Below are 23,773 nucleotides of genomic sequence, written 5' to 3' on the forward strand. Positions count from 1 at the left end.
TAAGTTGAGAGATTTGTCCTACACATGAAATATTCAACTTTCTATAAGGTTCCGGGCACTTGCAAGGGCAGGCGCTGAGCGGTCTGGCGCACCTTTCAAGAGGACGGTGATACGTCTTTCATTTTTGATGACTAGTCTGGAATTTATATGAAGAACAACTTCAACAAGAGCAATGTATTAACGGGGTGTGCGTCCTCGCTAGTTCTGTTGTCGGCCATGGCGGCATCCCAAAGTGTGCTGGCCCACGGTTTCGTCGAAGTACCGCCTTCTCGTGCATTGTTGTGCCAGAGAGGTGTCAACCAGCACTGCGGCGACGCGCAATACGAGCCGCAGAGTACCGGCGAAACCTTCAAGGGTTTCCCGAATGGAGCCGGTGGCGGACCATTGCAAGGCCCTGTCGATGGCAAGATCGCCAGCGGCGGCAGTGCCCTGTTTTCTGCCCTTGATGCGCAATCGGCTTCGCGCTGGCACCTGACTGAAATCAAGGACCGCAACATTGTCTTCCAATGGCAATACTCCGCAGCGCACCCGGCGACCAAACATGAATATTTCATTACCCGCGACGGTTGGAACCCGAACGAAGTACTCAAGCGTGCCTCGTTCGACACCACGCCGTTCTGTACGGTGGATGGCGGTAATCAAGTCCCGGTAGCAGGTGCCCCGCACAACTGCGTCATTCCCGACAGCAAGACAGGTCATCACGTCGTCCTGGCGGTCTGGACGGTGGGCGACACGGACAACGCGTTCTACAACCCGATTGATGTGAACATCCTCGCCGAAGCTGCGTTGCCGGGCGGCTGGTCGGCGGTGGGCAGCATTGCGCCATCGACCCCGTTGCTGGTGGGCGACAAGGTCAAGGCCCGGGCATTCTCCGCCAGCGGCGAAAATGCCGAGTACAGCCTGGAAATCAGCATCGACAACGCTGAGGAAGGCAAGGCGGAAAACTGGTCGTTCAAACTGGCCGAGGCCCTCAACAAGGCTTATCCGCTCATTCGTGCCGGTGTTCGGGACGAGGACGGCAACATCGCGCCAGTCAAGGGCGCCAACAGCCTGTATGCCCAGAAAGAAAGCGCTGTGACGCGCTACGAAGTGCAACTGGACATGCGCGAAGACGCCAGCGCCAATATGGAGATTTCCTCCCTGCAGCCCGAGTACGTCCTCGACAAAGGTCGGGTCAGCATGGCGTTCACTGCGCAGACCAACCGCAGCATGAATCTCGAAGCCACTCTGTTCGATGAAAAGAACAAGCAGGTGGGTGTCGTGAGCCAGACCGTGGGCGCAGGCAGCACCGGCCTGAACCTGGACGTGCGCAGCGCCCCAGGCGCGCACACCCTGACGCTGGTGGGGACTACCGTAGACGGCCGTACCACTCGCCAGGAGACCCAAGCGGTCACCCTGACCGGCGAGGGCGCAGGCATCGAGTACGACTTCATCTTCCCAGCGGGCATCAGCGAGTACACCGCCGGCACGAAAGTGCTGCAACCCAAGACTGACGAAGTCTTCGAATGCAAGCCGTTCCCAGCGTCCGGCTACTGCAAGCAATACACCCCGACATCGAACGGTTTCGAGCCAGGTGTCGGTGCGTCGTGGCAAAGCGCCTGGGACAAGCTGTAAGTCCTGACAGGCACGGCCCCAGGCGACTCGCAAGGTTGCCTGGGGCCTTCAGACGAGAGCGCAGTGATGTCTATCAATTACTCAAGGCGGCGGGTGCTGCTGCACTGGCTGTCGGCGGTCATTATCTTGTGGGCGTTGGCGTCCGGTTTTTATGTGGCGTTCAACCCGGTGTCCGCTTCGACCCAACAATGGGTCGGGTCATTCAATGTGTCGCTGACCACGCTGTTCATTCCGTTTTTCGTATGGCGGGCCTGGCTGTTCGTGTGCGAGCGGGAGCCCCAGGGGACGGCGCTTTCCTTGAACAAGAGGCTGGCCTTGGCGGTGCACGCGCTGATCTACCTGGTGATCGGCGTCGTGCTGGTGACCGGCGTGCTGATGATGAAAAGCGCCATCAGTGTCTTCGGCCTCGTTCGATTTCCTCAGCCATTGGCTGATCCGGCGTTGATCGAACTGGCCAACACGATCCACGTGCAGTCTTGCATGGTGCTTTCGATGCTTGTCGCGTTGCACCTGTGCGCGGTGCTCTGGCATGAGTTTTCCGGGCGTAGGGTGGTGCGCCGGATGTCCTTCGCCAAGCCGGCGGTCACCCTCCCGCGGGTGCAAAGTTGAGTCTGTCGTTGCGGGTCGGCAGGCGTTTACCGAGGCTGGCGCTGCTGCTCGTGCCGCTGCTCTACGGGGCATTGCTGGCCGGGCAGGAATGGCGTTTTCGCCAGGCATTGGGCCGTGACGTGCCGGTGGTGAGCGACTCGCCGGTGGCGCCGCATCGCGACTTGCCCAACGTCCAAGCGGTGGCGACTGTGCTCGGCTTGGCGCCTGAAGGTGCCCAGGCACCAAGCGCCGAACCGATCACATTGCAAGCCAGTTTTGTCGCTGGCCAAGGTTTGTCGCGGGCCTTGCTGGCGGACGCCGCTGGCCCGCGCATTTACCAGGTGGGCGAGCGTTTGCCAGGTGGCAGCGTGCTGCGCCGGGTCGAGGCCAGCCATGTGACGTTGTGGCGCAACGGACGTGAAGAGCGCTTGGCCCTGCAACCCGCAGCCAAGCCCTTGCTGCGCCGGCTGAGCCTCGAAGACGGGGGCCATGCCGCGCTGCATTCCTCGCAATACCTACGCCCGGTGGCCGGGCAATCAGAGTGATCGAATTCATGAACAGCTTTATCCGGGGCCGTGTTTCGCGTGTCCTGTTCTGCCTCGTCGCGTCTTGCCTGCTGACGCCCGCCGGTTGGCTGCAGGCCGAAGAGGCCCAGTGGCAACTGGCGATGAACAACGCGGAACTGCGCGACGTGGTCGAAGAGTTTTCCGCGATCCTGGGCAAAACCGTGGTGCTCGATCCCCGGGTGTCGGGGCGTATCACGGTCATGTCCCGTGAGGCGCTGGACCGCGAAGGGGTGCGGCGGTTGTTCTATTCGGTACTCGACGCCCATAACTTCACCGTGATCGACGAAGGCGAGCGGATCCTGATCACGCCGGTCAGCGATGCCAAGACGCGTGCCGGTGTCGCCGATGAACACAGCGCCACACCGTCGCAGTTCGTCACCCGGGTTCTCGACCTGCAATCGAGCATCGCTGCCGACGTCGCCGGGCTGATCCGCCCCTTGGTATCGGCCAATGGTTACGTCGGTCCTTCGGTATCGTCCAACGCCCTGGTAGTCACCGACACCGCCGCCAACGTCCAGCGCATCGCCGGCGTTGTGCAACGGTTGGATTCAGGACGCAACCGCAATCACGTGGTGGTGCGCTTGAAGCACGCCCAGGCCGGGGACATCGCCCCACTCGTGGAAGCCTCCGGCGGCAAGCGCGAGGGGGATACGGCGGGCGTGGTGATCGCCGATGCCCGCAGCAATCGGCTGGTGATCATCGGCGCGCCAGCGGTGCGTCAACGCCTGGTCGACCTGGCCCGGACCCTGGACGTGCCGGCAGCCGCCTCCCAGGACAATGCGCGGGTCATCCGTCTGCGTCACAGCGATGCCAAACAGTTGGCCGAGGTATTGGAAGGTGTCGGCCAGGATAGGAAATCCACACCCGCCCTCGCTGGCCAACGGGAAACCGCAGGTGCCAGCCCATTCAGGATCAAGGCCGATGAAAGCCAGAATGCCTTGGTCCTGATCGCCGAACCGGCCCAGGTCCGCATCATCGAAAACATCGTCCGGGAGCTGGACCAACCCCGGGCCCAGGTGCTCATTCATGCGGCCATCGTCGAGGTGAGCGGAGATATTTCCGAAGCGCTGGGGGTGCAGTGGGGACTCAAGAGCGGCAGCGCGACAGGGAGCATCAACTTCCCGGGAACCGACATCCCGATCATCGGCCTGGACTTCAACAAGCTGGATAAAACCAAGGAAAGCGCATTCCTGCGCCTCGGTGGCGATCGCTTCAGTGCGCTGGTCTCGGCGCTGGCGAGCAATGCCCACAGCAACCTGCTGTCCACCCCCAGCCTGCTGACCCTGGATAACCAGGAGGCGGAAATCATCGTGGGCCAGAACGTTCCGTTCAAGACGGGTTCCTACGCCACCAGCGGCAACGGCGCGGACAATCCGTTCACCACAGTGGAGCGCAAGGATGTGGGTATCAGCCTCAAGGTCAAGCCTTACATCAACGAAGGCTCGACCTTGCGCCTTGAAGTCGAGCAGGAGGTGTCGGACATCGCGCCGTCGGTCTCCGGTGTGGACTCCTCGGACCTGATCACCAACAAGCGCGCCTTGAAGAGCACGATCCTGGCGGACGATGGCGAGATCATCGTGATCGGCGGCCTGATCCGCGACAGTGTCCGCAGCCAGCAAAGCGGTGTGCCGCTGCTGCGTAGTATTCCCTACCTGGGCGCGTTGTTTCGCTGGAACCGCGACACCCAGACCAAAAGCAACTTGATGGTGTTCCTGCGCCCGACCATCGTGCGCAGCAGCGAAGACCTGGCCGATGTGAGCCGGCAACGCTACGACGCGCTCCGAGAGTTGAGCAAACCTGGCTCGCGGAAAAACAATTCGCTGCTGCTGCCCCGGGACGCCCGCCAGTTGTTCGAATCGTCTGCGCAGGAGCCGGTGGTCGACCTGCTTGCACCGCAGCCGGAGGGCCTGTGAGCGAGCCGTTGCCCTTTGGTTTCGCCAGGCGCCTGGGCGTGCTGCTGGAAGGCGCGGGGCCGACCTTGAGCCTGGCGATGCGCAGCGACACGCCCCTGACTGCCGTGGCTGAAGTCCGGCGTCTGTGTGGGCGGGATCTACCTGTCCAGGTCCTGGAGCCGGCGCAGTTCGCCGCGCGCCTGGCCAGCGTCTATCGCCAGGGCCAGAGCGCCGCCGAGCAGGTGGCCCAAGGCCTGGACGAGGAACTGGACCTGCTCAGCCTGGCCGACCAGATGCCGCAGACCACCGATCTGTTGGAGCAGCAGGGTGATGCGCCGATCATTCGCCTGATCAATGCGCTGCTCAGCGAGGCGGTCCGCGAGCACGCTTCGGATGTGCACCTGGAAACGTTCGAGCAATACCTGTCGGTGCGCATGCGTATCGACGGGCAGTTGCAGGAAATGCTGCGCCCGCGCCGGGAACTGGCGAACCTGCTGGTGTCGCGGATCAAGGTCATGGCGCGCCTGGACATCGCCGAAAAACGCGTGCCCCAGGACGGCCGGATGGCGTTGCGCCTGGCTGGGCACGAGGTCGATGTGCGAGTCTCGACCCTGCCTTCGGCCCATGGCGAGCGGGTGGTGTTGCGCTTGCTCGACAAGCAGGCCGGGCGTCTGGATCTGCAACGCCTGGGCCTGCCCGACGACACCCTGGCGAGCCTGCGCCAGTTGCTCGGCAAGCCCCACGGCATCGTGTTGGTCACCGGGCCCACGGGGTCGGGGAAGACCACCAGCCTGTACGCGGCGCTGAGCAGCATCAACGACCAGAGCCGCAACATCCTCACGGTCGAAGACCCCATCGAATATCACCTGCCGGGCATCGGCCAGATGCCGGTCAACCCGAAAGTCGACATGACCTTCGCCCGCGGCCTGCGGGCCATTTTGCGCCAGGATCCGGACGTGGTGATGGTCGGCGAAATACGCGACCGCGAGACCGCCGAAATCGCCGTCCAGGCGTCGCTGACCGGGCACCTGGTGCTCTCGACCCTGCACACCAACACCGCCGTCGGCGCGGTCACGCGGCTGGTGGACATGGGCGTGGATGCGTATCTGCTGGCGTCGTCTCTGGCCGGCATCGTCGCCCAGCGTTTGTTGCGCTGTCTGTGCCCCTCCTGCAAAGCCCCTTATGTGGCCGACGCCGCCACGTGTCGGCGCCTGGGCCTCGACGCCGATGCCGCGCCCAGGCTGTTCAAGGCCCAGGGCTGCGAGCGATGCCAGAAAGGTTATCGCGGGCGCTTCGGCATCTATGAGCTGGTGCATGTCAACGCCGCCCTGTCGCAGTTGATTCACCAGGGCACCACCGAGCAGGCGCTAGCCGCCGAGGCCCGCAAGACCTCCCGCAGCCTGTTCCAGGACGGTCGCCAGCGCGTGCTGGAAGGCCTGACCAGCGTCGACGAACTGCTGCGCATTACCCAGGAGGATTAGCGCCATGCCGACCTTCGATTATCGTGCCGAAAACACCCAGGGCCGACGCTGCAAGGGCCGCGTGGAAGCCGACAGCCCCCGCCATGCTCGACAGTTGTTGCGCGAGCGCGGCTTGCTGCCCAGCGAGCTGGCGCAAGCCAAGGAACAGCGAGTCCTGGGCGGGCACCATGCCGGGGGGCGCCTGGGCCCGGCGGATCTGGCGTTGCTGACGTTGCAGCTGTCCACCTTGATCCAGGCCGGCCTGCCCCTTGAGGAATCCCTGGGGGCGGTGGCGCAACAGAGCCAGAAACGGCGCGTTGCCCACCTGCTGGCGGCGGTGCGCAGCCGGGTGATGGAAGGCCACGCGCTGGCGACGGCACTGAGGGCCTTCCCTCAAGCGTTTCCTGAACTGTTCTGCGCCACGGTCGCGGCGGGCGAGCAGTCGGGTCACCTGGGCCAGGTGTTGGAGCAACTGGCGAGCTACACCCAGGCGCGCCAGGCCTCGCGCCAGCGCATTCAACTGGCGTTGGTGTACCCGCTGATCCTGATGCTGGCCTGTGTCGCGATTGTCGCGTTCCTGCTGGGTTATGTGGTGCCGGATGTGGTGAAGATTTTCATCGACAGCGGTCAGCCGTTGCCCTGGCTGACCCAGGCGCTGATCGCCGTGAGCGATGGCTTGCGCCGCCATGGCCTGGTGCTGCTCGGTGCCCTGGCTGGGCTGTTCGGGTTGTGGCGCTGGAGCTTGCGCCAACCGGCGTGGCGCCTGCGCTGGCATCGCTTGTTGCTGCGGCTGCCGCTGCTGGGCGAGGTGCTGCGGGCGATGGAAGCGGCGCGATTCGCCAGCACCTTGGCGATCCTGAGCAAAAGCGCGGTGCCGCTGGTGGAGGCCTTGCACATCGCCGCCCAGGTGATCGGCAACCTGACGATCCGCGCCCGCATGGCAGACGTTGCACGTTCGGTGCGTGAGGGCGGGACCCTGACCCGTGGCCTGGAGCAGGGCGGGGATATTCCGCCGCTGATGCTGCACATGATCGCCAGCGGCGAACGGGCCGGCGAACTCGACAACATGCTGGCCCGGGCCGCCGAACAACAGGAAGCCAGCCTCGCGGCGCGCATCGCGCTGGTGGTGAGCCTTTTCGAACCGGCCATGTTGGTGCTGATGGGCGGCGTCGTGCTGCTGATCGTCATGGCCATTCTCCTACCGATCCTGAGCCTCAACCAATTGGTGAACTGAACGATGAAACTCCAAAGCAACCGACCCGCACGCCAGCAACAACGTGGTTTTACCCTGATCGAAATCATGGTGGTGGTGGTCATCATTGGCGTACTGGGCGCCATCGTCGTGCCGCAGTTCATGAGCCGACCCGACCAGGCCAAGGTCACGGCCGCCCGTACCGATATCCAGGCGATCGCCACGGCCCTGGAAATGTACCGCCTCGACAACTTCCAGTACCCCTCGACCCAACAAGGCCTGGAGGCGTTGAGCAAACGCCCGTCCGGTACCCCCGCGGCCAGGAACTGGAATCCCCAGGGTTATCTGAAAAGCTTGCCGGTCGACCCTTGGGGCACGCCCTACCAGTACCTCAACCCCGGACACAAATCCTTCGATGGCGGCTATGACCTCTACTCCCTGGGCGCCGATGGCGTGTCGGGTGGTGAAGGGATGGCGGCCGACATCGGCAATTGGGCCGAGTGAACATGCCGCGCCGTTGCCGGGGCTTCACCTTGTTGGAGCTGATGGTCGTTATCGTCTTGATCGGCGTCCTGGCGGGCATGGTCCGCTTCGCCACCGGGCCGGGCCCGGCGCGTGAAGCTCGCCAGCAAGCCCGGGACTTCGTTGCGCTGGTGCAGCAGTTGCGCGAGCGGGCGGTACTGGACGGGCAGGAATATGGGGTGCACGTGCAGCCCGGCGGTTATCAGGCGTTGCGACTCGAAGTCCAGGGTTGGACGGCCGTGTCGATGTCGCATCGATTGCCCGAGGGCTTGACGCTCGGGTTGGAGCTGGACGGTCATGCCCTGTCGCTCGATGCCGTTCACGGCTCACCCCAGTTGCTGATGCTCAGTAGTGACGAGATCAGTCCGTTCAAGCTGTTCATCAACGTCGCAGGGCAAGCGGTTGCCCGGGTATCGAGCGATGGCCTGGCGGAGCCGCTGACCGATGAGTAACGCGCGCAGGCAGGCCGCCGGTTGCCAGGGTTTCACGCTGTTGGAAGTCATGATCGCCCTGGCGATTTTCGCGACGCTGGCGGCGGCCGTACTTTCGGCCAGCCAGTTCGTGCTCAAGCAAAGCGTCACACTTGAGGACCGTCTGTTCGGCGCCTGGCTGGCGGACAATCAACTGAGCGAACTGCGCCTGGAAGTCATCACGTCGCCCGGACAACAGCGACTGAACCGGCACCTGGACCGCCGCGCTTGGGTCTTGCAACAGCGTATCGCCCCGGCCCGTGATGGACGACTGTTGCAGGTCGAGATCCAGGTCAGCCGCGACGACAGCGCGGCCGTCGCGCACCGCACCATCGGCTGGATCCGCAGCCATCATGAATAGGCAAGCGGGTTTCACCTTGCTGGAGCTGGTCATCGCCATCGCCATTTTTGCCTTGCTCGGCCTGGCCAGTTGGCGGTTGTTCGATGGGGTCGTGCGGACCCAGCAGGGAGTCGCTCAACATGAGCGCGACATCAGGGCCTTGCAGCGCGCTGTCGGTGTGATCGAACGGGATGTGTGGCAGGCGGTTGCCGACTCGGTCGTGCTCGCGCCCGGGCATTTGCAGTTGCAGCGCAGCCATTGGCGCAACCCACTGGACCAGCCTCGCAGCGAACGGCAAACAGTCAGCTATCAGCTCAAGGGCGGCGCGTTATGGCGCGAGAGTGTCGGCGAAGGCATGACGCTTGTGCAGCGGCAGATATTGCTCGACGACGTCCGCAGCCTGAGCTGGCGCGTGTTCGACCGGCAACGGGGCTGGCGCAGTGAAACCGCGAGCGGCACCGTGTCGTTGGCGTTGGAGTTGAGCGTGTCTGCGGGGCGTTTCGAACAGATCCGCCGGGTGCTGCTGTTGCCGGAGGCGTCGCCATGAAGCGCCAACGTGGCGTGGCGCTGATCAGCGTGCTGCTGGTGTTGAGCCTGGCATTGCTGCTGGTCGGTGGGCTGTTGCGCAGCCATCGCCTGCTGTTGCACAGCAGCGCGCAGCAACTGCAACAGGTCCAGTTGCGGCAATTGGGATTGGCTGGGGAAGACTGGGCGCGGGTGGTGTTGGAAAGCAGTGGGATAACGCCATCCGGGCCCGTTGACCTGAGCCAGGATTGGGCCCGGCTCGGGCCTGCCATGGAAATGGACGGCGCCGAGCTGCACATCGGTATCGAGGATTTGTCCGGGCGTCTGAATCTCAATGGGCTGCTGGCCCAGGGGCAAATCGATCAGGTCAGCCTCGGTCGCTGGACCCGCTTGCTGGCCTCGCTGGATCTGCCGTCGCTGTCGTTGCCCCAGGTCGGACCGATACAGGAGTTGAGTCAACTGCGCCTGTTGCCGGGCATCGATGGCCCGACGCTACAGCGCCTGGAGCCCTGGGTGGCGTTGCTGCCCAAGGACGCGCGGATGAACATCAATACCGCCCCGCAGCGCGTGCTGATGACCCTCGAGGGCATGGAGGCCGGGGCCGCCCAGGCGTTGGTCAACCAGCGTCGCCACGCGCCATACCCCAGCGTGCAGGCGTTTACCAACGACCCGTTGCTGTCCGGCATGGGCCTCAGCAGCCATGGGCTGGGGGTGGGCAGTCGCTGGTTTCGAATCACCGTGAGCGTGATCCATGCCGACCGCCGTCTGCGCCTGGCCTCGGATATCGAGCGTGATTCTGTCAGCGGGCGCTGGACGGTTCGTCAGCGACGTTTCTTACCTTTCAGCCCCAGTGAGCTTCCTTGATGAAAACCTGGCTTTACCTGACCGCCGAGGGCCTGACCGCGCCTTGCGCCAACTGGCCGTGCTGCGTGTGGTCGCCCAGCGGCGAGCGTCGTCGCCTGCCGTTGCACGAGGCGGCCGGCGAGTTGAGCGGCCGGCCCGTCGATGTACTGTTGCCGATGGAAATGTGCAGCTGGTTGCGCAGCGATCCGTGGCCCTCTCGACGCCAGCCCCGGCCCCAGGCCCTGGCATTCGCCATCGAAGAACAACTGAGTGAAAACCTGGAGGCGCTGCACATCAGCGTCGGCCCGCGGGACCGTCAGCACCGCTATCCGCTGATGGTGACGGAACGCGCCCGGTTCCAGGCGCTGCTGGCGCTGCTCGTCGAGCAAGGCATCGATACGCGGGCGGTGCATGTCGATGCCGACCTGCTTGCCGATGACCAGGCACTGGGCGTGCGCTGGTTCGGGCGCTGGTTGTTGGGCGCAGGGCTGCCGGCGCGGCTGGCGTTGTCGGCACGGGCCCTGGCGACGCTCAAGCCCGGCTTGCCCGAGGACATTCACTGGCTGGACGAAGAGCGCGATTGCCCTGGCATCGATGAATGGCTGCTGAGCGCGGGTGGACGTCCCATCGACCTGTTGCAAGGTGAGTTCCGTCGACGTCGTCGACCGCTGCCATGGCGTGGCGCTTCGGCGGTGGCACTGGGCATGTTGGTGCTCACCTGGGCTTTTTGCGACGCCCGCGTACGTTTTCTTGAAAGCGAAACCCGGCTTTTGTATGCCCAAAGTGAGCAGCGGTTCAGGTCGCTGTATCCCGGGCAGGAGCGGATTGTCGACCTGGCGGTGCAGTTCCAGGCATTGCAGAGTCGGCGCGGGCAAAGCCACGACACTCAGGTCGCGCGCCTGGCCCGTCTGACCGAGCAGGTCATTGGCGCCAGCAACGTCGAGGTGCAGCGCATCGATTTTCGTGAGGGCGAAGGCTGGAAGATCCAGTTGACGGCGAACAGTTTCGTCGAGCTTGAACAACTGCGTGAACGCGGGCAGCAAAATGGCTTACCCGTCACCTTGGGCAGCGCGAGCAAACAGAACAATCGGGTGCAGGCCATCCTCACACTGGAGAACAGTTGATGAACGTCGATCGATGGCGGGTCTTGAAACAGGCGTGGGGAAGCCTGTCGCGCCGGGAACAAGGGCTGTTGCTGGGGCTTGCCGGGGCGTTGTCGATGGCGCTGGCCTACACCGCGATTTGGCAACCGACCTGGCAACGACGGGAGGTTGCCGAACGCCAGTATCAACAACAGGCCGAACTGAACGCCCGGATCCAGCGTGCCGAACCCACCCGGGACATGACTGTCGCCACGCGACCCTTGTCGGTGCGGGTCAATGAAAGTGCGACAGCGGCGGGGTTGGACATGGCGCAGATGGAGGTCGACGGCGACTCGTTGCGACTCGCCGTCAGTGGTGACGCGAGTGCGTTGCTGCATTGGTTGGATCAACAGGAGCGAGAGGGCGCGGTGCTGCGGTCGCTGACGTTGGAAGTGGAGAATGGTGTGTTGGGCGCGCGAGTGGTTTTGCGCCAATGACACACGGCAGTTTTGATCAGGGCACGAGTGGCCTTTGTGGCGAGGGAGCTTGCTCCCGCTCGGCTGCGCAGCAGTCGTAAACGGGTTTACAGGGTTTACCTGTTGCACCGCGGTGGCTGGTTTTGGGGCGGCTGCGCCACCCAGCGGGAGCAAGCTCCCTCGCCACAAAGTGTCCACTTTGTTCCCGATGTGGATAGCGATGGCTAGACCTGCACATTCCCCGGCAACAACGGCAATTTCGCCAGCTTCACCGCCACCCACAACGCAATCACCAGCAAGCCACCGATGAACAGGCCGATCCCGTTCCAGCCGCCCAGGTGCCAGGCCACGCCGCCGGCCGTACCCGCCACGCTGGATCCGGCGTAGTAACTGAACAGATAAAGTGACGAAGCCTGGCCCTTGGCCCTGAGGGCGCGGCGGCCGATCCAGCTGCTGGCGACCGAATGGGCGCCGAAGAAACCGAAGGTGAACACCAACATGCCCAGGACCACCAGCCACAGCGGGGTGGCCATGGTCAGCACGAGGCCGGACAGCATCAGCGCGATGGTCGCCCAGAGCATTTTGCGGCGACCGAGTCTGTCCGCCAGTGCGCCGACTTTGGCCGAGCTGTAGATGCCCGACAGGTACACCACCGACAGCAACCCGACGAAGGCCTGGTCCAGATGATAAGGCTCGGCCAGCAGGCGGTAGCCGATGTAGTTGAACAGCGTCACGAACGCGCCCATCAGCACGAAGGCTTCGAGAAACAGCAGCGGCAACCCGGCGTCGCGAAAGTGCAGGGTGAAACCCTCCAGCAGACTGCGTGGGTGCAGCGAACGGGGACGGAAGTTGCGTGACTCGGGAAGAATCCGCCAGAACACCGCCGCCGCGATCAACGCCAGGCCGCCAATCACCAGCATCGCGGTGTGCCAACTGACGAAGTCGATCAAGACCCCGGTGATCAGGCGCCCGCACATGCCGCCGATGGCGTTGCCAGCGATATACAGCCCCATCGCCAGGCCGATGTGCTTGGGATGAATCTCTTCGCTCAGATACGTCATCGCGACCGCCGCCAACCCGCTCAACGACAGCCCGACCAAGGCGCGCAGCAGCAGGACGCCTTGCCAGGTCGGCATCATGGCGCTGGCGATCGTGCACACCGACGCGGCGAACAGCGCCGTGACCATCACCGATTTGCGGCCGATGCGGTCGGAAATCGGGCCGGTGATCAACAGGCCGATGGCGAGCAGGCCGGTCGCCACCGACAGGATCAGGCTGCTCTGCGCCGCGTTGATGGAAAACTCCCTGGACAACAGCGGCATCATCGGTTGCACGCAATACAGCAGGGCAAAGGTCGCAAAGCCACCGCAGAACAGTGCCAGCACGGTGCGCATGAACATCGGCGTGCCTTTCTCGATGTAGATGTCCTTGAGTTCGGCGACGGTATCGTCCTGCGCACGCGACGGGATTTCATGGGCCAATGGAGCGACAGCAGTTTTCACGGTGGACCTCGCAAGGACACGATCAGGCAGGCAATGAAAAAAGCATATAGCCAGCTAATGTTTCTATCCAATATATTATTCGACCTGTTTAAGACGTTTAACGACCTATTGGATGACCCATGGAACTGCGTCACCTGCGTTACTTCATCGCCGTTGCCGAAGAACTGCATTTCGGCCGCGCCGCGCTGGCCCTGGGCATCTCCCAGCCGCCGTTGAGCCAGCAGATCCAGGCACTGGAACAGGAGATTGGCGCACGGTTGTTCGAGCGCACCAATCGTCGAGTCGAATTGAGCGAGGCCGGGCGGCTGTTCCTTGAAGAAGCACGACGGGTGTTGGTCCAGGTCGACAAGGCCGCCGACGTGGCCCGCCGTGCCCAACTGGGGGAATTGGGCGAGCTGAAAATCGGCTTTACCTCCTCGGCGCCGTTCAACTCCACCATTCCCCAGGCGATCTTCTCGTTCCGTCAGCGCTTCCCGGCGGTGCACCTGAACCTGCGGGAAATGAGCAGCACCCAAGTGGCCGACGCACTGCTGGATGAGGCAATCGAGGTCGGCATCATGCGGCCCTTGCCGCTGCCCGACGCCCTGAGGGAAATCGAACTCAGCCGCGAACCCCTGGTGGCCGTGCTCAGCGCCAAGCATCCCCTGGCCCAGGGCGATGAAAAGGGCCTGTTCCTCTCGGCGTTGGCTCAGGAACCGTTCGTGTTTTTCCCGCGCAGCTACGGCAGCGGGCTCTACGCGCAGTTGCTGAGCCTGGCCCGCGACGCCGGCTTCAGCCCGCACTTCGCCCAGGAAGCCGGTGAAGCCATGACCATCATCGGCCTGGTCGCGGCAGGGCTGGGTGTCTCGGTATTGCCGGCGTCCTACCAACGCATGCGCATCGATGGCGTGGTCTATCGACCGCTGCTCGATCCGGCGGCGGTCTCGGCCGTGTGGCTGGTGCAGCGCAAGGAACAGCGTTCGCCGATGGCGAAGGCGTTTGTGGATTTACTGACGCAAGGCACTGGCTGTTGATCGCCAACCACTCGACCTCGATTCCATCGACCTATCCTTCCCAGACCGTCGCGGGCTTATTGCCGTGGTAATCATAAAAGCCCTGGAGTATCCAGGTGTCGCCCTTGCGTTCGAACGCGGCGCGCCATGCGCCTTTGCCACCGCCGGGGGACAGTTGGGCCATGGTGTACCAGTAGTACCGATAGATTCGCTTGGTGGTTATCCTGCCGGCGCGGATATCTGCCAGGATTTCCCCGACCTTGGCTTCAGCCTCCTTGGGAAAGCTGGCGTATGCCATCTGTGTTTCGGCCAATGGGCTGGTGCGGGTCTGGAATTTATCCGGTACAAGCTCCGGGGCGGGTAAAACCATGGGGGCGGTGGGTGGGGGTGTCCCTGTCACTTTGTTGGACTTGGCCTGTGTAACGATTTCGATGTCGAAGGGTTCATAGTTTGCGAGCGAACTGGTGAAGTTTGTAATGTCTTCGCTGGTGAGCAGCATGGTATTTCGCTGGGTCTTGCCTTTGTTGACAATGAGATAAGGCACTCGATTGTTCCTTATTTCCGTCAACAGGCCAGGCTTGTGCATGCGCTGCTTCTCTTCCCGAAGCGCAGTGATCATCTCGTTGTAGTAATCCTCCGAAGCCATGTAGTTTCCTCGGGCGGCTTGCTCTTGCGGCCCGTCCCCCGGATGTAACGCCTGGGCCTTGGCATTCAATTTGGCTTCCACGGCGTGCAACATGGCCCGGGTGTCTTTGGATATCTTGTCCATGGCCACTCTTTTCCGGCCTTTATGAGGCGTGAAGGTCATGAAGACTGCGCCGGTCAGGTTGTCGGTGATGATGGTGGTGTGCACCTGGATTCGATCTTCGGTAAAGAACACGTTTTTGTGCGAAATGATCGTGTCATATATTTTTATTTTTTGTGTTTCGCTCAGTTCGACGTCAGGCGCGTTGGCTTCGATGTCTTTATAGCTAAGGGTCACGATTCGCCAAGTGTTCATCTTGTCCAGCAGATCGTCGTGGGCGGCCTGATGCCGGGACAGATTGCCCCGGCCCTGGGTCAGGTCCCTTATTTTCGAGAGATAGGCGTTGAGGTCGAGCGCGCCTATGTCGGCCATGCTTTCGTCGAGTAGGCGTTCGAGCAGCGCGTCGGGCATGGTGTGGAAAATCTCCTTTGCCGTGTTGACGGCTTCGAGGGTGGGGTAGCGATTGTTGACCAGCACCCCTTCCACCAATGCATTGAAAGCTCGCTCTCGCGGCGTCTGCGGGGCTCGTCTGAGCAGGCTCTGGAGCGCGCCGCCTCCGCGTAGACGCTGACGTTCTTCAACCTGCCAACGATCATTTTCCCAAATGACGGTCCGTTGGTTGGAGCGGTTGTCGGGCGCGTAGATGATTTGCTCGCCTGCCTGGACCGCGGTCTTGTAATAGCCGCTCCCCAGCATCAGGTAGCCTTGCCCGCTTGCATCCCGGTACCGGTGGCGACCCTCGTGGATCAATCCGTGGCCGTCGAACCCTTTGAGCCGGTACGGCTCCAGCTCCGGGTCCGTCATGGGGGGGAGCGCCGATAGCACCGGGCGTGCTTGCCTGCGACGGCGTCCGGCGCGGGCCATGATCAAGTCCTGCCCCGCCTCGGCGATGACCTCCCCCAGCCCGCCGATAAAATCAAGGGTCCACTGCTGCAGGCTGCCGTTCTCATCGTCTATCGCCGACACCGCGGCACCGCCGGCCATGGTCGGCAGGATCGCTCGTCCCAGCAGGCCGCCCAGCCGGCCTGCCGGGAATATCGACATCGCCCCCGTCAGCAGCAGGACGGCGCTGCGGCGTCCCTCTTGGGCGTAGGTGCTGTCGCGCTCGGCATGGGTCACCGTCAACATGTCTGCCGTCTTGAGCCCATGGGCGATTTGCGTCTCATGCAACGCTTTGAACACATCCCCCTCGACGATGGGCGAGGCGATGGTCTTCGCGAAATCGTCCTGTGCCCTGTCCTGGGCCCACGCGAAGACAGACTGTGTGACTTTCTTGATTTTTTCCTCGAGCGCCAGGTCCTCCGAGGTCGGTGCCATGCTGGCAAGTTGCTTGGCCTGTTCGAGCAGCGGCAGGTGCGAAATGAGCCAACGGGTCATCTCCGACGTGGCAGTGAGTGTTTGCGCCAAGGTTGTTTCCAACGCCCGCGCGCTTGGTGCATCCACGTCCCTGAACGTCTTGCCGTCGGGGGCGCCTGGTGTGTAAAGCGTCAACGAAGGGCGGCTCGCCGTCGCCTTCACCCCAAACGCCAGCACTTCCCTCAGCACGCTGTCGCCCCATTGCAGTTGGCGGACCACCACCTGGTGCCCGTTGACCTTGTCGCGTGCCGCTGCGGTCGGGCCGTCCAGTGCCGCCAGCACCAGCTTCAAGCCGGTATTGTCCCGGTCGTGCCGCAAGTCTCCCGAAATATGCGCGGCCCACACTTGGGCGCGCATCTGTTGCGCTTTCAGGGCCATCCACTGCGCCTGTCGTTCCCGGGCCACGCGTTGCAGCTCGACCGGGAGCCGGGCGCCGATGTTCGCCCTCTCAATGACGTCCACAATTTGCGCGAAGCTCAGCGGCCCTTCCACGGTTGGGTGAGAGGCATTGCGTTCGTCCTGGGTCAGGTTGGACATCGCCCACTGTGTCAGGGAGCGACGGTCATCGACGATTCCCCTCACGCTGCCTTGCGAGACCCCGGAGCCAAACGGCGAGCTACCCGTCGGTGCGTGGGGATCGACCACGGTTCTTCTGATGCTCAGGGACACGTCCTCAGGGTCGACCGGCGGGTATTTCGCCTTGATGACATCGGCGAGCAACTGACGGGTCCGGTCACGAAGAGCGTCCATGGTGGCCAGCGTCACCGGGTCCGGCGGCGGGGGCTGATCCGTCAGAGCGTTGTGCAGGGCCCGCGTCGCCGCCCACCATGCCAGGCGATCGCTGGCGGTAACGTGCGGGTTGCCGTGCAGCCAGTCATTGAGTCTCTTGAGGTTTAGCCGCAGTTCGCGCTCCTCCATGGCGCTCGCCAGGTCCAGCTTGTGGCCGATGTCCGCCGCCGCATCGACCCTGTTCATCCAGGCGGTGATTTCTTCCGATGCCGCGGGACCGTCCAGCACGGCATCGCGCACGGCGGTTTTCTGCCCTGTCCGCAGTTCCGTGACCAGGCGAGCGAGGAAGTGCTCGGTGACAGGCGCGATGTCGACTTCATCCCCAGCGTTGCCGTCTTGCGCCAGGCCGGCCTTGAGCGCCACCAGGGTGTCGTACAGTTGCAACGGCTGGCCCGGGCGGTACAGCACGGCATGTCCCGAATCGCTGACGTTGTCATACCGCGACAAGGCCACGGCGCCCGACACCGGTACGCTGAAGCTCCAGCGGCGGGGTGTGATCCCCAGGCTGAACACCCCGGGTCGGACCCGTTCCGCCAACTGTGCACGAGATGCTGCGTCCGGCGCCGACAACGCATAGTCGGTCAGCGCCTGGTGCATTTGCGGGCTCAATGTCGTGTCCAGCCGATGCAGATCGGCCTGGGCCTTGAGTTGCCTGGCGAGTTCGTCCGCCAGCCAGTCGCCGACCTTGCGGTCCTGGCTGAAGTCGGCCGGCTTGTTCCAGAACTCATCCAATGCACGGGTGAGCAGTCGTTCATAAAGCGCCGGCGTGGCGCTGATCAGCCGCTTGATTTCAGTTTTTGCGGCGCGCTCGTTCAGGGCGACGGGCGCTGCGGCGGTGCTGTCCCGATGGGTGACAATCTCGATGTCGTCCAAGTCACGGAAGAACGCCCGCGGATCGATCCTGCCAGCGACGACTTGCAGCAAAAGCGTTTCGAGCAAGCGGGTGTCCGTCACCGTCTTACCGGTTGCCGGGCCATCGGCTGTGCGCTGCGCAGGCGCAATCGTCTCTTCGCGCAGCGTGCGCACGGACAGCTCGTGCACCGTCATGCTGCCCGCCAAGGCCGGGAAGGTTCTCCTGAACCAATAATCCAGGTGTTGCCTGATCACATTGGAAGGCCGTGGGATGGCGTCGTTCAGGCGGATCATCTGTTGCTGCGCCGCCTTGAGCTGGCTGACCAGCGGGGCATCCGGCAGCGCGGCGCTGTCGGCGAACGGTAAGTCATGGGACGTTGTAAGGGGGGTGTGTTCCACTGCTTTTCTTCCTGGAGGAATGTTGGCAGTACAACCTATTCAGGAAAAGTTCGGGTGGGTGGTATATAGGTACCGCATGCGGGGAGGGGCGATAGCGTAAGAAGATCTCTATCTCTGTTCCCAGTATCTGCCTATTTCTCAAAATGGATGACTCGTTAAAGCTATGGTCAAGCACATCGATCCAGATTTGACGTTGTTGAAAATGCCTTCTCTCAAGGCCGTCAAGTCCTTCGTGGCAGCCGCCAAATATCAGAGCTTCACCCGTGCCGCAGAGGCGCTGTGCGTGACCCAGGCAGCGATCAGCCGGCAAATTCGCGAGCTTGAAACGTATCTTGGCGTAGAGCTGTTCAGGCGAGTAGGTCGTGCGGTCGAGTTGACCGAAGCAGGCGCCATTTTCTTCGACGCAGCGCAAATGTCATTCGTAAATATCTCCCAGGCGGCTGAGCGCATCCGCACTCATAACGCCGGGAAGCGCGTGCTGACCCTGTGCTGCTCTCCCGCATTTTCGGCACTATGGCTGGCGGCGAAACTGCCTACCTTTTTCAGCCAGAATCCCGATATTGATCTCAACCTGATCACCACCCAGAACTTTCTGTCGATGGAGCCTGGCATTCGCCCGGACATTTTCATCACCAAGATGGCCCGGATTCAGGATGGTTACCGCAGCTATCCGCTGTTCCACGACGTGATCTATCCGGTCTGTACCCCGCAATACCGAGACGCTCACCCGCAGTCGTCGAGCCTGGAAGGGCTGCGCAATGGCGTGCTGCTCAATCTCAGCCCCTACGGCCGTTCGCAGGTGGCGGAACATGTGGACTGGAATGTGTGGTTCGCCTTCCATAACGTCAATCTTGACGAGCGCCCGCACGACAGCCCTCACGTGCTCAATGCCAACGACTACAACCTCATCATCAGCATGGTGCTGACCCATCAGGGCGTGTCTCTTGGCTGGAACCACTTGGTGACAAAGCTGATTGACGACGGGGTGCTGGTGCGGCCGGTCGCTGAAGAAGTTGTGCTCAAGGAAAGCCAGCACTACCTGACGTTCAGGGAAGACCGCGAGCACGACGAGGCCTGTTGCCGGTTCAGGGACTGGGTGCTGTCGCAGTTCGAATGAACCGGCCATCCGCGACGCGAACGACATCCTGAGCGTCCAATCGATAACATTTTTTTATGCATTGCCCAGTGAAAAGGTTTCTTGTTGGCAAGCGCGTTCGACACGTAATCTTCACACAAGCCGCCAGTAATCCTCGGGTCGATGCAAGAGGATTCGAGGCATGCAAAAGCCGATGGAGACCTTCCATACGTGCTGAAAATAAGAAACCGTCGTCACTGCCAATTGGGATAGATACGGTCTGACTATGTTGATTAAAGCGATTGCTCATCTGCCCTGTGTCGAACAGTGTCTGCCTGAGGTAAAGGCCGTGTCTCGACCGAACGTATTCTAAAACTTTAGCGTTTTTTCTGCGGCCTGCTCGATGTACTTGAGTGGGTCTGGAAATGTGTCGCGCTGGGCGATTGCGAAAGAACATTGAAGTTCTGCGTTGATAAAGGTTCAGGATTAAATCCTGAGTCAACGTCATCCTCACACCTGCGGTATTTGTTTTTACATCGGGGCACATCCCGGAAATCAGATGGACTTTATTTCGTGTTCCAGGGCTTCGGCCGCGTACGTTTTGCTGTTGTTAATTGGCCGTTTCTTTTTAAGCGCCACGGCCATTCCTATTCGGAGAATATCGTCTTGAAATTCGAAGGCATTTATACACCGGCGGTCACGCCGCATACGCCTGATGGTGAAATCGACTGGAGCGTCTTTTCCGAGGTTCTCGAATCTCTGATCGAAGCGAAAGTGCACGGGATCATCATTGGCGGTTCCACCGGCGAATATTATGCGCAGACTGCCGAGGAGCGCCTCAAGCTCGCCGCACATGCCAGGGAAGTCATCGGCAGCCGCGTACAGTTGATCATCGGCACCGGCGCCATTCGCACCGAAGACGCGGTGTTGTTTGCCGAGGATGCCAAGCGGATCAAGGCCGACGCGATCCTGGTGACCACACCGCCCTACGCGCTGCCGACCGATCAGGAAAACGCCATCCACGCGCTGACCATCGACCGCGCGGCCAATATGCCGATCATGTTGTACAACTATCCGGGTCGCATGTGTGTGCAAATGAACGAGGAATACCTCGCTCGGGTCGGCAAGTCCAAAAACGTAAAAGCCATTAAAGAAAGTTCCGGCGATATGGGCCGCGTTCATTTATTGGCCCGTGAGTTTCCCCATATCGCCTTGTCTTGTGGTTGGGATGACCAGGCACTTGAGTTCTTTGCCTGGGGCGCCAGGAGTTGGGTGTGTGCCGGTTCCAACTTTCTGCCAAACGAGCATGTTGCGTTATATGAAGCCTGTGTCGTCGAGAAGAACTTCGATAAGGGCCGCCAGATCATGTCCGCGATGATGCCGCTGATGAATGCGCTGGACGGCGGCAAGTTCGTGCAGTGCATCAAGTTCGGTTGTGAATTGAACGGGCTCGCAGTCGGTGACGTACGTGCGCCATTGCGTCCGCTCAATTCGGACGACAAACGCAGCCTGCAGACCGTCATCGCCAACGTGAAACGTACCGTCGCCCACATCACCTCGGGAGCCAACAATGCGTGATCTTCTGACTGCGGCTGAATATGCCGCCATCGCAAAGTCGATGTCGTTTCCGAACACCGCCTTCATCAATGGCGCCTTCAAGCCTGCGATTTCCGGCAATACCTTTGCCACCGTCAATCCGGCTACCGGCGAGCTTTTGACCGAGGTTTCGGCCTGTGCTGCCGAAGACGTGGACTATGCCGTCAGCAAAGCCAGGGAAGCCTTCGAAGATGGCCGCTGGAGGCTACTGCCCCCTGGCGAGCGCAAGGCCGTGCTCCTGAAGTTCGCCAAGCTGCTGGAAAAGAATCGTCACGAACTGGCGGTGCTGGAAAGCCTGGACAGCGGCAAACCGGTGCGTGAATGCCAACTGGTCGATGTGCCAGACACCATTCACACCCTGCGCTGGCATGCCGAGGTGATCGACAAGCTTTACGACCACACCGCGCCGGTGGGCAACGATGCCTTGACCATGGTGGTGCGCGAGCCGATTGGCGTTGTGGGCTGTGTGCTGCCGTGGAACTTCCCACTGTTGATGCTCGCCTGGAAGATCGGCCCTGCGCTGGCCGCCGGTTGTTCGGTGATCGTCAAACCCGCTGAACAAACCACCTTGACCACACTGCGTGTCGCCGAGCTGGCCTTCGACGCGGGTGTGCCCGCTGGTGTGCTGAACATCGTCACGGGTACCGGCAAGGACGTGGGCGAACCCCTCGGCCTGCACAAAGATGTCGACATGGTGAGCTTTACCGGCTCAACCGCAACCGGTCGCCGCTTCCTGCATTACGCCGCCGATTCCAATCTCAAGCGTGTAGTGCTCGAGTGTGGCGGCAAGAACCCGGCCGTGGTCATGGACGACGCCGAGGATCTCGACCTGGTCGCCGAGCAGGTGGTCAACGGCGCGTTCTGGAACATGGGCGAAAACTGCTCGGCGACTTCGCGCCTGCTGGTTCACGCATCGGTCAAAGACGAACTGCTCAAGCGCATGGGCGCCTATATCCGCGAGTGGAAAATGGGCGACCCGCTGGACCCGCAGAATCGCGTGGGCGCACTGGTCAGCAGCGACCATTTCGAGAAAGTGAAGTCCTACCTGGATTACGCCAGTGCGAGCAATCTGGAAGCCGTGTATGGCGGCGATACTCATGACGGCGCCTTTATTCAGCCCACCGTAATCGACGGTGTGGATCGCCACAGCCGCCTGTTCCAGGAAGAGATTTTCGGCCCGGTGCTGTCGGTCACGACCTTCAACTCGATCTGCGAAGCCATTGCCCTGGCCAACGACACCCACTGCGGGCTGGCCGCTTCGGTGTACACCGGCAACCTGCGCCGGGCGATCAAGCTGGCTCGCGAAATCCGTGCCGGGATCGTCACCGTCAACTGCTTCGGCGAGGGTGATGCATCGACACCGTTCGGTGGTTACAAGGAGTCCGGTTTCGGTGGTCGCGACAAGTCAGTGTTCGCCCACGACCAGTACACCGAAATCAAAACCATATGGATCGATGTGTCTGATCGGTCGGTTGACGAGACCGTAAAATGAGCGATCACACCATCAAGCGGCTGCCGGTAGACACCGGTGTTTCAGGTTGGGAGGCGATCTCCACGCGTTCTGCCCCTGTGCGAATGCTTGATGGAAACGTGTCGGCGGACTGGCTGATCATCGGTGCGGGATTCGCGGGTCTGTCGGCGGCGCGTCGGCTGTCCCAGCTACGTCCCGACGACATCATCGTGGTGGTCGACGCCCATGAAATCGCCAAGGGCCCTGCGGGGCGCAACTCCGGCTTCATGATCGATGTGCCCCACAGCCTGTCCTCCGGCGAATACTCGGTGGCCGGTGAGTCCGCCACTGCGCAGGAGATCGCACAGAATCGCTTTGCCATCGACTTTGCGGCTCAGGCTGCGGTTGAGTACGGCATGTCGCGGCAGACCTTCGACCCCTCCGGGAAGATCAACGCGGCAGCCACCGCGCGCGGCTTGAAGCTGAACCTCAAGTACGCGAAATCCCTGGCGAGGATCGGCGAGCGGCATGAGTTGTACGACGCAAAACAGATGCTGGAAATCACCGGCTCGAATTACTACCACGGTGGGTTGTATACCCCCGGCGCGGTGATGATTCAGCCGGCGCAGTACATCCGCGACCTGGCGCAGGGGCTGGGGCAGAAGATCAGCCTCTACGAGCGCTCGCCGATTGTCGAGCTGTCGAAGTCCGGGGCCGGCTGGGTGGCGAAATCCCACAAGGGCCGGGTCTCGGCGCCGAAAGTCATCCTTGCGGTCAATGGCCACATCGAAGACTTCGGGCATTTCAAGGGGCGGCTGCTGCACGTCTTCACCTATGCCTCGATGACCGCCGGATTCAGCCACGACGAATTCAAACGCAACGTGACCGGTCACGACCGCTGGGCGCTGCTGCCCGCCGATCCGATGGGCGCAACGGTGCGCAAGATCACCTCGAACGGGCAATCGCGCATCGTCATTCGCACCAAATTCACCTACGACCCGAACATCACCGTGACGCCGATGCGTGTTGCGGCGGTGGCCGAAGAACAACGGCATTCGCTCGACGCACGCTTCCCGGAGTTGAAATCGACACCCATCGAATTCAGCTGGGCAGGGCGCCTGTGCCTGAGCCGCAACAGCGCGCCAGCCTTTGGCGAAGTGGAAGAAAACCTCTACGCCGCATGCTGCGAGAACGGTCTGGGCACGGTGAAGAGCACCCTGGCCGGGGTCATGGCCGCCGAGTTGGCAAGCGGTACGCAGTCGGAGTTCTTGCAGCGCTACAGCCAGGCCCCAGGGCCGAGCAAGTTGCCACCGAAGTTGTTGACTCAGTTGGGCGTCAGTTCAGTCATTCGCTGGCAGGCACTTAGGGCCGGTCGGGAAGGTTGAGGTCGAGTCGCAAGACCGAGGTTCGTTAAACATCCATAACCAGTTTTATAAACGTAGATCGG

Annotated in this window: 20 protein-coding genes; 18 read left to right on the plus strand and 2 right to left on the minus strand. The window is 62.1% G+C overall.

The genetic code is table 11. From position 1 onward, the window contains the following. Positions 1-147: 147 nt before the first annotated feature. From gbpA to gspM, 13 genes are all read left to right on the plus strand, one after another. Positions 148-1,614 (plus strand): N-acetylglucosamine-binding protein GbpA, encoded by a 1,467-nt coding sequence (gene gbpA, locus IB266_RS17205; RefSeq protein WP_192261880.1) that lies wholly within the window; start codon positions 148-150, stop codon positions 1,612-1,614. A gap of 66 nt (positions 1,615-1,680) precedes the next feature. Then, positions 1,681-2,223, plus strand: a complete 543-nt coding sequence (locus tag IB266_RS17210; protein ID WP_192261881.1) for a cytochrome b — start codon at positions 1,681-1,683, stop codon at positions 2,221-2,223. Continuing rightward, a complete protein-coding gene (locus tag IB266_RS17215) occupies positions 2,220-2,747 on the plus strand; it encodes a type II secretion system protein N (protein ID WP_192261882.1) in 528 nt (175 codons plus the stop codon). The genes IB266_RS17210 and IB266_RS17215 overlap by 4 nt, the downstream gene beginning before the upstream one ends. A gap of 8 nt (positions 2,748-2,755) precedes the next feature. After that, positions 2,756-4,681 (plus strand): type II secretion system secretin GspD, encoded by a 1,926-nt coding sequence (gene gspD, locus IB266_RS17220; RefSeq protein WP_192261883.1) that lies wholly within the window; start codon positions 2,756-2,758, stop codon positions 4,679-4,681. Continuing rightward, positions 4,678-6,141, plus strand: coding sequence for a type II secretion system ATPase GspE (gene gspE, locus IB266_RS17225; protein WP_192261884.1), 1,464 nt, complete (start codon positions 4,678-4,680; stop codon positions 6,139-6,141). The genes gspD and gspE overlap by 4 nt, the downstream gene beginning before the upstream one ends. Before the next feature lie 4 nt (positions 6,142-6,145). Next, on the plus strand, positions 6,146-7,354 hold the full coding sequence (gene gspF, locus IB266_RS17230; RefSeq protein ID WP_192261885.1) for a type II secretion system inner membrane protein GspF: 1,209 nt from the start codon (positions 6,146-6,148) through the stop codon (positions 7,352-7,354). Between the two features lie 3 nt (positions 7,355-7,357). Then, a complete protein-coding gene (gene gspG, locus IB266_RS17235) occupies positions 7,358-7,816 on the plus strand; it encodes a type II secretion system major pseudopilin GspG (protein ID WP_192261886.1) in 459 nt (152 codons plus the stop codon). Positions 7,817-7,818: 2 nt separating this feature from the next. After that, positions 7,819-8,286 (plus strand): type II secretion system minor pseudopilin GspH, encoded by a 468-nt coding sequence (gene gspH, locus IB266_RS17240; RefSeq protein WP_192261887.1) that lies wholly within the window; start codon positions 7,819-7,821, stop codon positions 8,284-8,286. Then, positions 8,279-8,665: a type II secretion system minor pseudopilin GspI gene (gene gspI, locus IB266_RS17245; RefSeq protein WP_192261888.1), complete on the plus strand. Its 387-nt coding sequence runs from the start codon at positions 8,279-8,281 to the stop codon at positions 8,663-8,665. The genes gspH and gspI overlap by 8 nt, the downstream gene beginning before the upstream one ends. After that, a complete protein-coding gene (locus IB266_RS17250; RefSeq protein ID WP_192261889.1) occupies positions 8,658-9,191 on the plus strand; it encodes a type II secretion system protein GspJ in 534 nt (177 codons plus the stop codon). The genes gspI and IB266_RS17250 overlap by 8 nt, the downstream gene beginning before the upstream one ends. Further along, complete coding sequence (locus IB266_RS17255) at positions 9,188-10,033, plus strand: type II secretion system protein GspK (protein WP_192261890.1); 846 nt, start codon at positions 9,188-9,190, stop codon at positions 10,031-10,033. Before IB266_RS17250 ends, IB266_RS17255 begins: the two co-directional genes overlap by 4 nt. After that, entirely contained in the window at positions 10,033-11,136 is a 1,104-nt protein-coding gene (gene gspL / locus IB266_RS17260; protein ID WP_192261891.1) for a type II secretion system protein GspL, read from the plus strand. The genes IB266_RS17255 and gspL overlap by 1 nt, the downstream gene beginning before the upstream one ends. Then, entirely contained in the window at positions 11,136-11,591 is a 456-nt protein-coding gene (gene gspM / locus IB266_RS17265; RefSeq protein WP_192261892.1) for a type II secretion system protein GspM, read from the plus strand. The genes gspL and gspM overlap by 1 nt, the downstream gene beginning before the upstream one ends. Positions 11,592-11,794: 203 nt before the next feature. Here gspM and IB266_RS17270 read toward each other — a convergent pair whose 3' ends face one another. Next, positions 11,795-13,051 (minus strand): MFS transporter, encoded by a 1,257-nt coding sequence (locus IB266_RS17270; protein ID WP_412548312.1) that lies wholly within the window; start codon positions 13,049-13,051, stop codon positions 11,795-11,797. Positions 13,052-13,191: 140 nt separating this feature from the next. Between IB266_RS17270 and IB266_RS17275 the strand changes: the two genes are divergently transcribed. Further along, complete coding sequence (locus tag IB266_RS17275) at positions 13,192-14,085, plus strand: LysR family transcriptional regulator (RefSeq protein WP_060739538.1); 894 nt, start codon at positions 13,192-13,194, stop codon at positions 14,083-14,085. Between the two features lie 31 nt (positions 14,086-14,116). Here the strand turns inward: IB266_RS17275 and IB266_RS17280 are convergent, their stop codons facing one another. Further along, a complete protein-coding gene (locus tag IB266_RS17280) occupies positions 14,117-18,205 on the minus strand; it encodes a dermonecrotic toxin domain-containing protein (RefSeq protein WP_192261894.1) in 4,089 nt (1,362 codons plus the stop codon). A 163-nt stretch (positions 18,206-18,368) separates the two neighbouring features. On the opposite strand from IB266_RS17280, the gene IB266_RS17285 reads away from it, so the two are divergent. From IB266_RS17285 to IB266_RS17300, 4 genes are all read left to right on the plus strand, one after another. Beyond that, a complete protein-coding gene (locus IB266_RS17285; protein ID WP_192261895.1) occupies positions 18,369-19,322 on the plus strand; it encodes a LysR family transcriptional regulator in 954 nt (317 codons plus the stop codon). Positions 19,323-19,946: 624 nt separating this feature from the next. After that, on the plus strand, positions 19,947-20,858 hold the full coding sequence (locus tag IB266_RS17290) for a dihydrodipicolinate synthase family protein (protein ID WP_192261988.1): 912 nt from the start codon (positions 19,947-19,949) through the stop codon (positions 20,856-20,858). After that, positions 20,851-22,368, plus strand: a complete 1,518-nt coding sequence (locus tag IB266_RS17295; protein WP_192261896.1) for an aldehyde dehydrogenase — start codon at positions 20,851-20,853, stop codon at positions 22,366-22,368. The genes IB266_RS17290 and IB266_RS17295 overlap by 8 nt, the downstream gene beginning before the upstream one ends. Beyond that, the gene (locus IB266_RS17300; protein ID WP_192261897.1) at positions 22,365-23,711 is read left to right on the plus strand and encodes an NAD(P)/FAD-dependent oxidoreductase; all 1,347 of its coding nucleotides are present in this window, start codon (positions 22,365-22,367) and stop codon (positions 23,709-23,711) included. The genes IB266_RS17295 and IB266_RS17300 overlap by 4 nt, the downstream gene beginning before the upstream one ends. Positions 23,712-23,773: the final 62 nt, after the last annotated feature.

The sequence above is a fragment of the Pseudomonas sp. Pdm06 genome (assembly GCF_014851795.1).
Classification (GTDB): Bacteria; Pseudomonadota; Gammaproteobacteria; order Pseudomonadales; family Pseudomonadaceae; genus Aquipseudomonas; species Aquipseudomonas fluorescens_AA.

Bases quoted from the DNA above. Each gene is read 5' to 3' on its own strand.
- IB266_RS17300 (WP_192261897.1), top strand. From the start codon at position 22,365: ATGAGCGATCACACCATCAAGCGGCTGCCGGTAGACACCGGTGTTTCA.
- gspL (WP_192261891.1), top strand. From the start codon at position 10,033: ATGAAAACCTGGCTTTACCTGACCGCCGAGGGCCTGACCGCGCCTTGC.
- gspM (WP_192261892.1), top strand. From the start codon at position 11,136: ATGAACGTCGATCGATGGCGGGTCTTGAAACAGGCGTGGGGAAGCCTG.
- gspF (WP_192261885.1), top strand. From the start codon at position 6,146: ATGCCGACCTTCGATTATCGTGCCGAAAACACCCAGGGCCGACGCTGC.
- gspG (WP_192261886.1), top strand. From the start codon at position 7,358: ATGAAACTCCAAAGCAACCGACCCGCACGCCAGCAACAACGTGGTTTT.
- IB266_RS17210 (WP_192261881.1), top strand. From the start codon at position 1,681: ATGTCTATCAATTACTCAAGGCGGCGGGTGCTGCTGCACTGGCTGTCG.
- gspH (WP_192261887.1), top strand. From the start codon at position 7,819: ATGCCGCGCCGTTGCCGGGGCTTCACCTTGTTGGAGCTGATGGTCGTT.
- IB266_RS17295 (WP_192261896.1), top strand. From the start codon at position 20,851: ATGCGTGATCTTCTGACTGCGGCTGAATATGCCGCCATCGCAAAGTCG.
- IB266_RS17285 (WP_192261895.1), top strand. From the start codon at position 18,369: ATGGTCAAGCACATCGATCCAGATTTGACGTTGTTGAAAATGCCTTCT.
- gbpA (WP_192261880.1), top strand. From the start codon at position 148: ATGAAGAACAACTTCAACAAGAGCAATGTATTAACGGGGTGTGCGTCC.
- IB266_RS17250 (WP_192261889.1), top strand. From the start codon at position 8,658: ATGAATAGGCAAGCGGGTTTCACCTTGCTGGAGCTGGTCATCGCCATC.
- gspI (WP_192261888.1), top strand. From the start codon at position 8,279: ATGAGTAACGCGCGCAGGCAGGCCGCCGGTTGCCAGGGTTTCACGCTG.
- gspD (WP_192261883.1), top strand. From the start codon at position 2,756: ATGAACAGCTTTATCCGGGGCCGTGTTTCGCGTGTCCTGTTCTGCCTC.
- IB266_RS17275 (WP_060739538.1), top strand. From the start codon at position 13,192: ATGGAACTGCGTCACCTGCGTTACTTCATCGCCGTTGCCGAAGAACTG.
- IB266_RS17255 (WP_192261890.1), top strand. From the start codon at position 9,188: ATGAAGCGCCAACGTGGCGTGGCGCTGATCAGCGTGCTGCTGGTGTTG.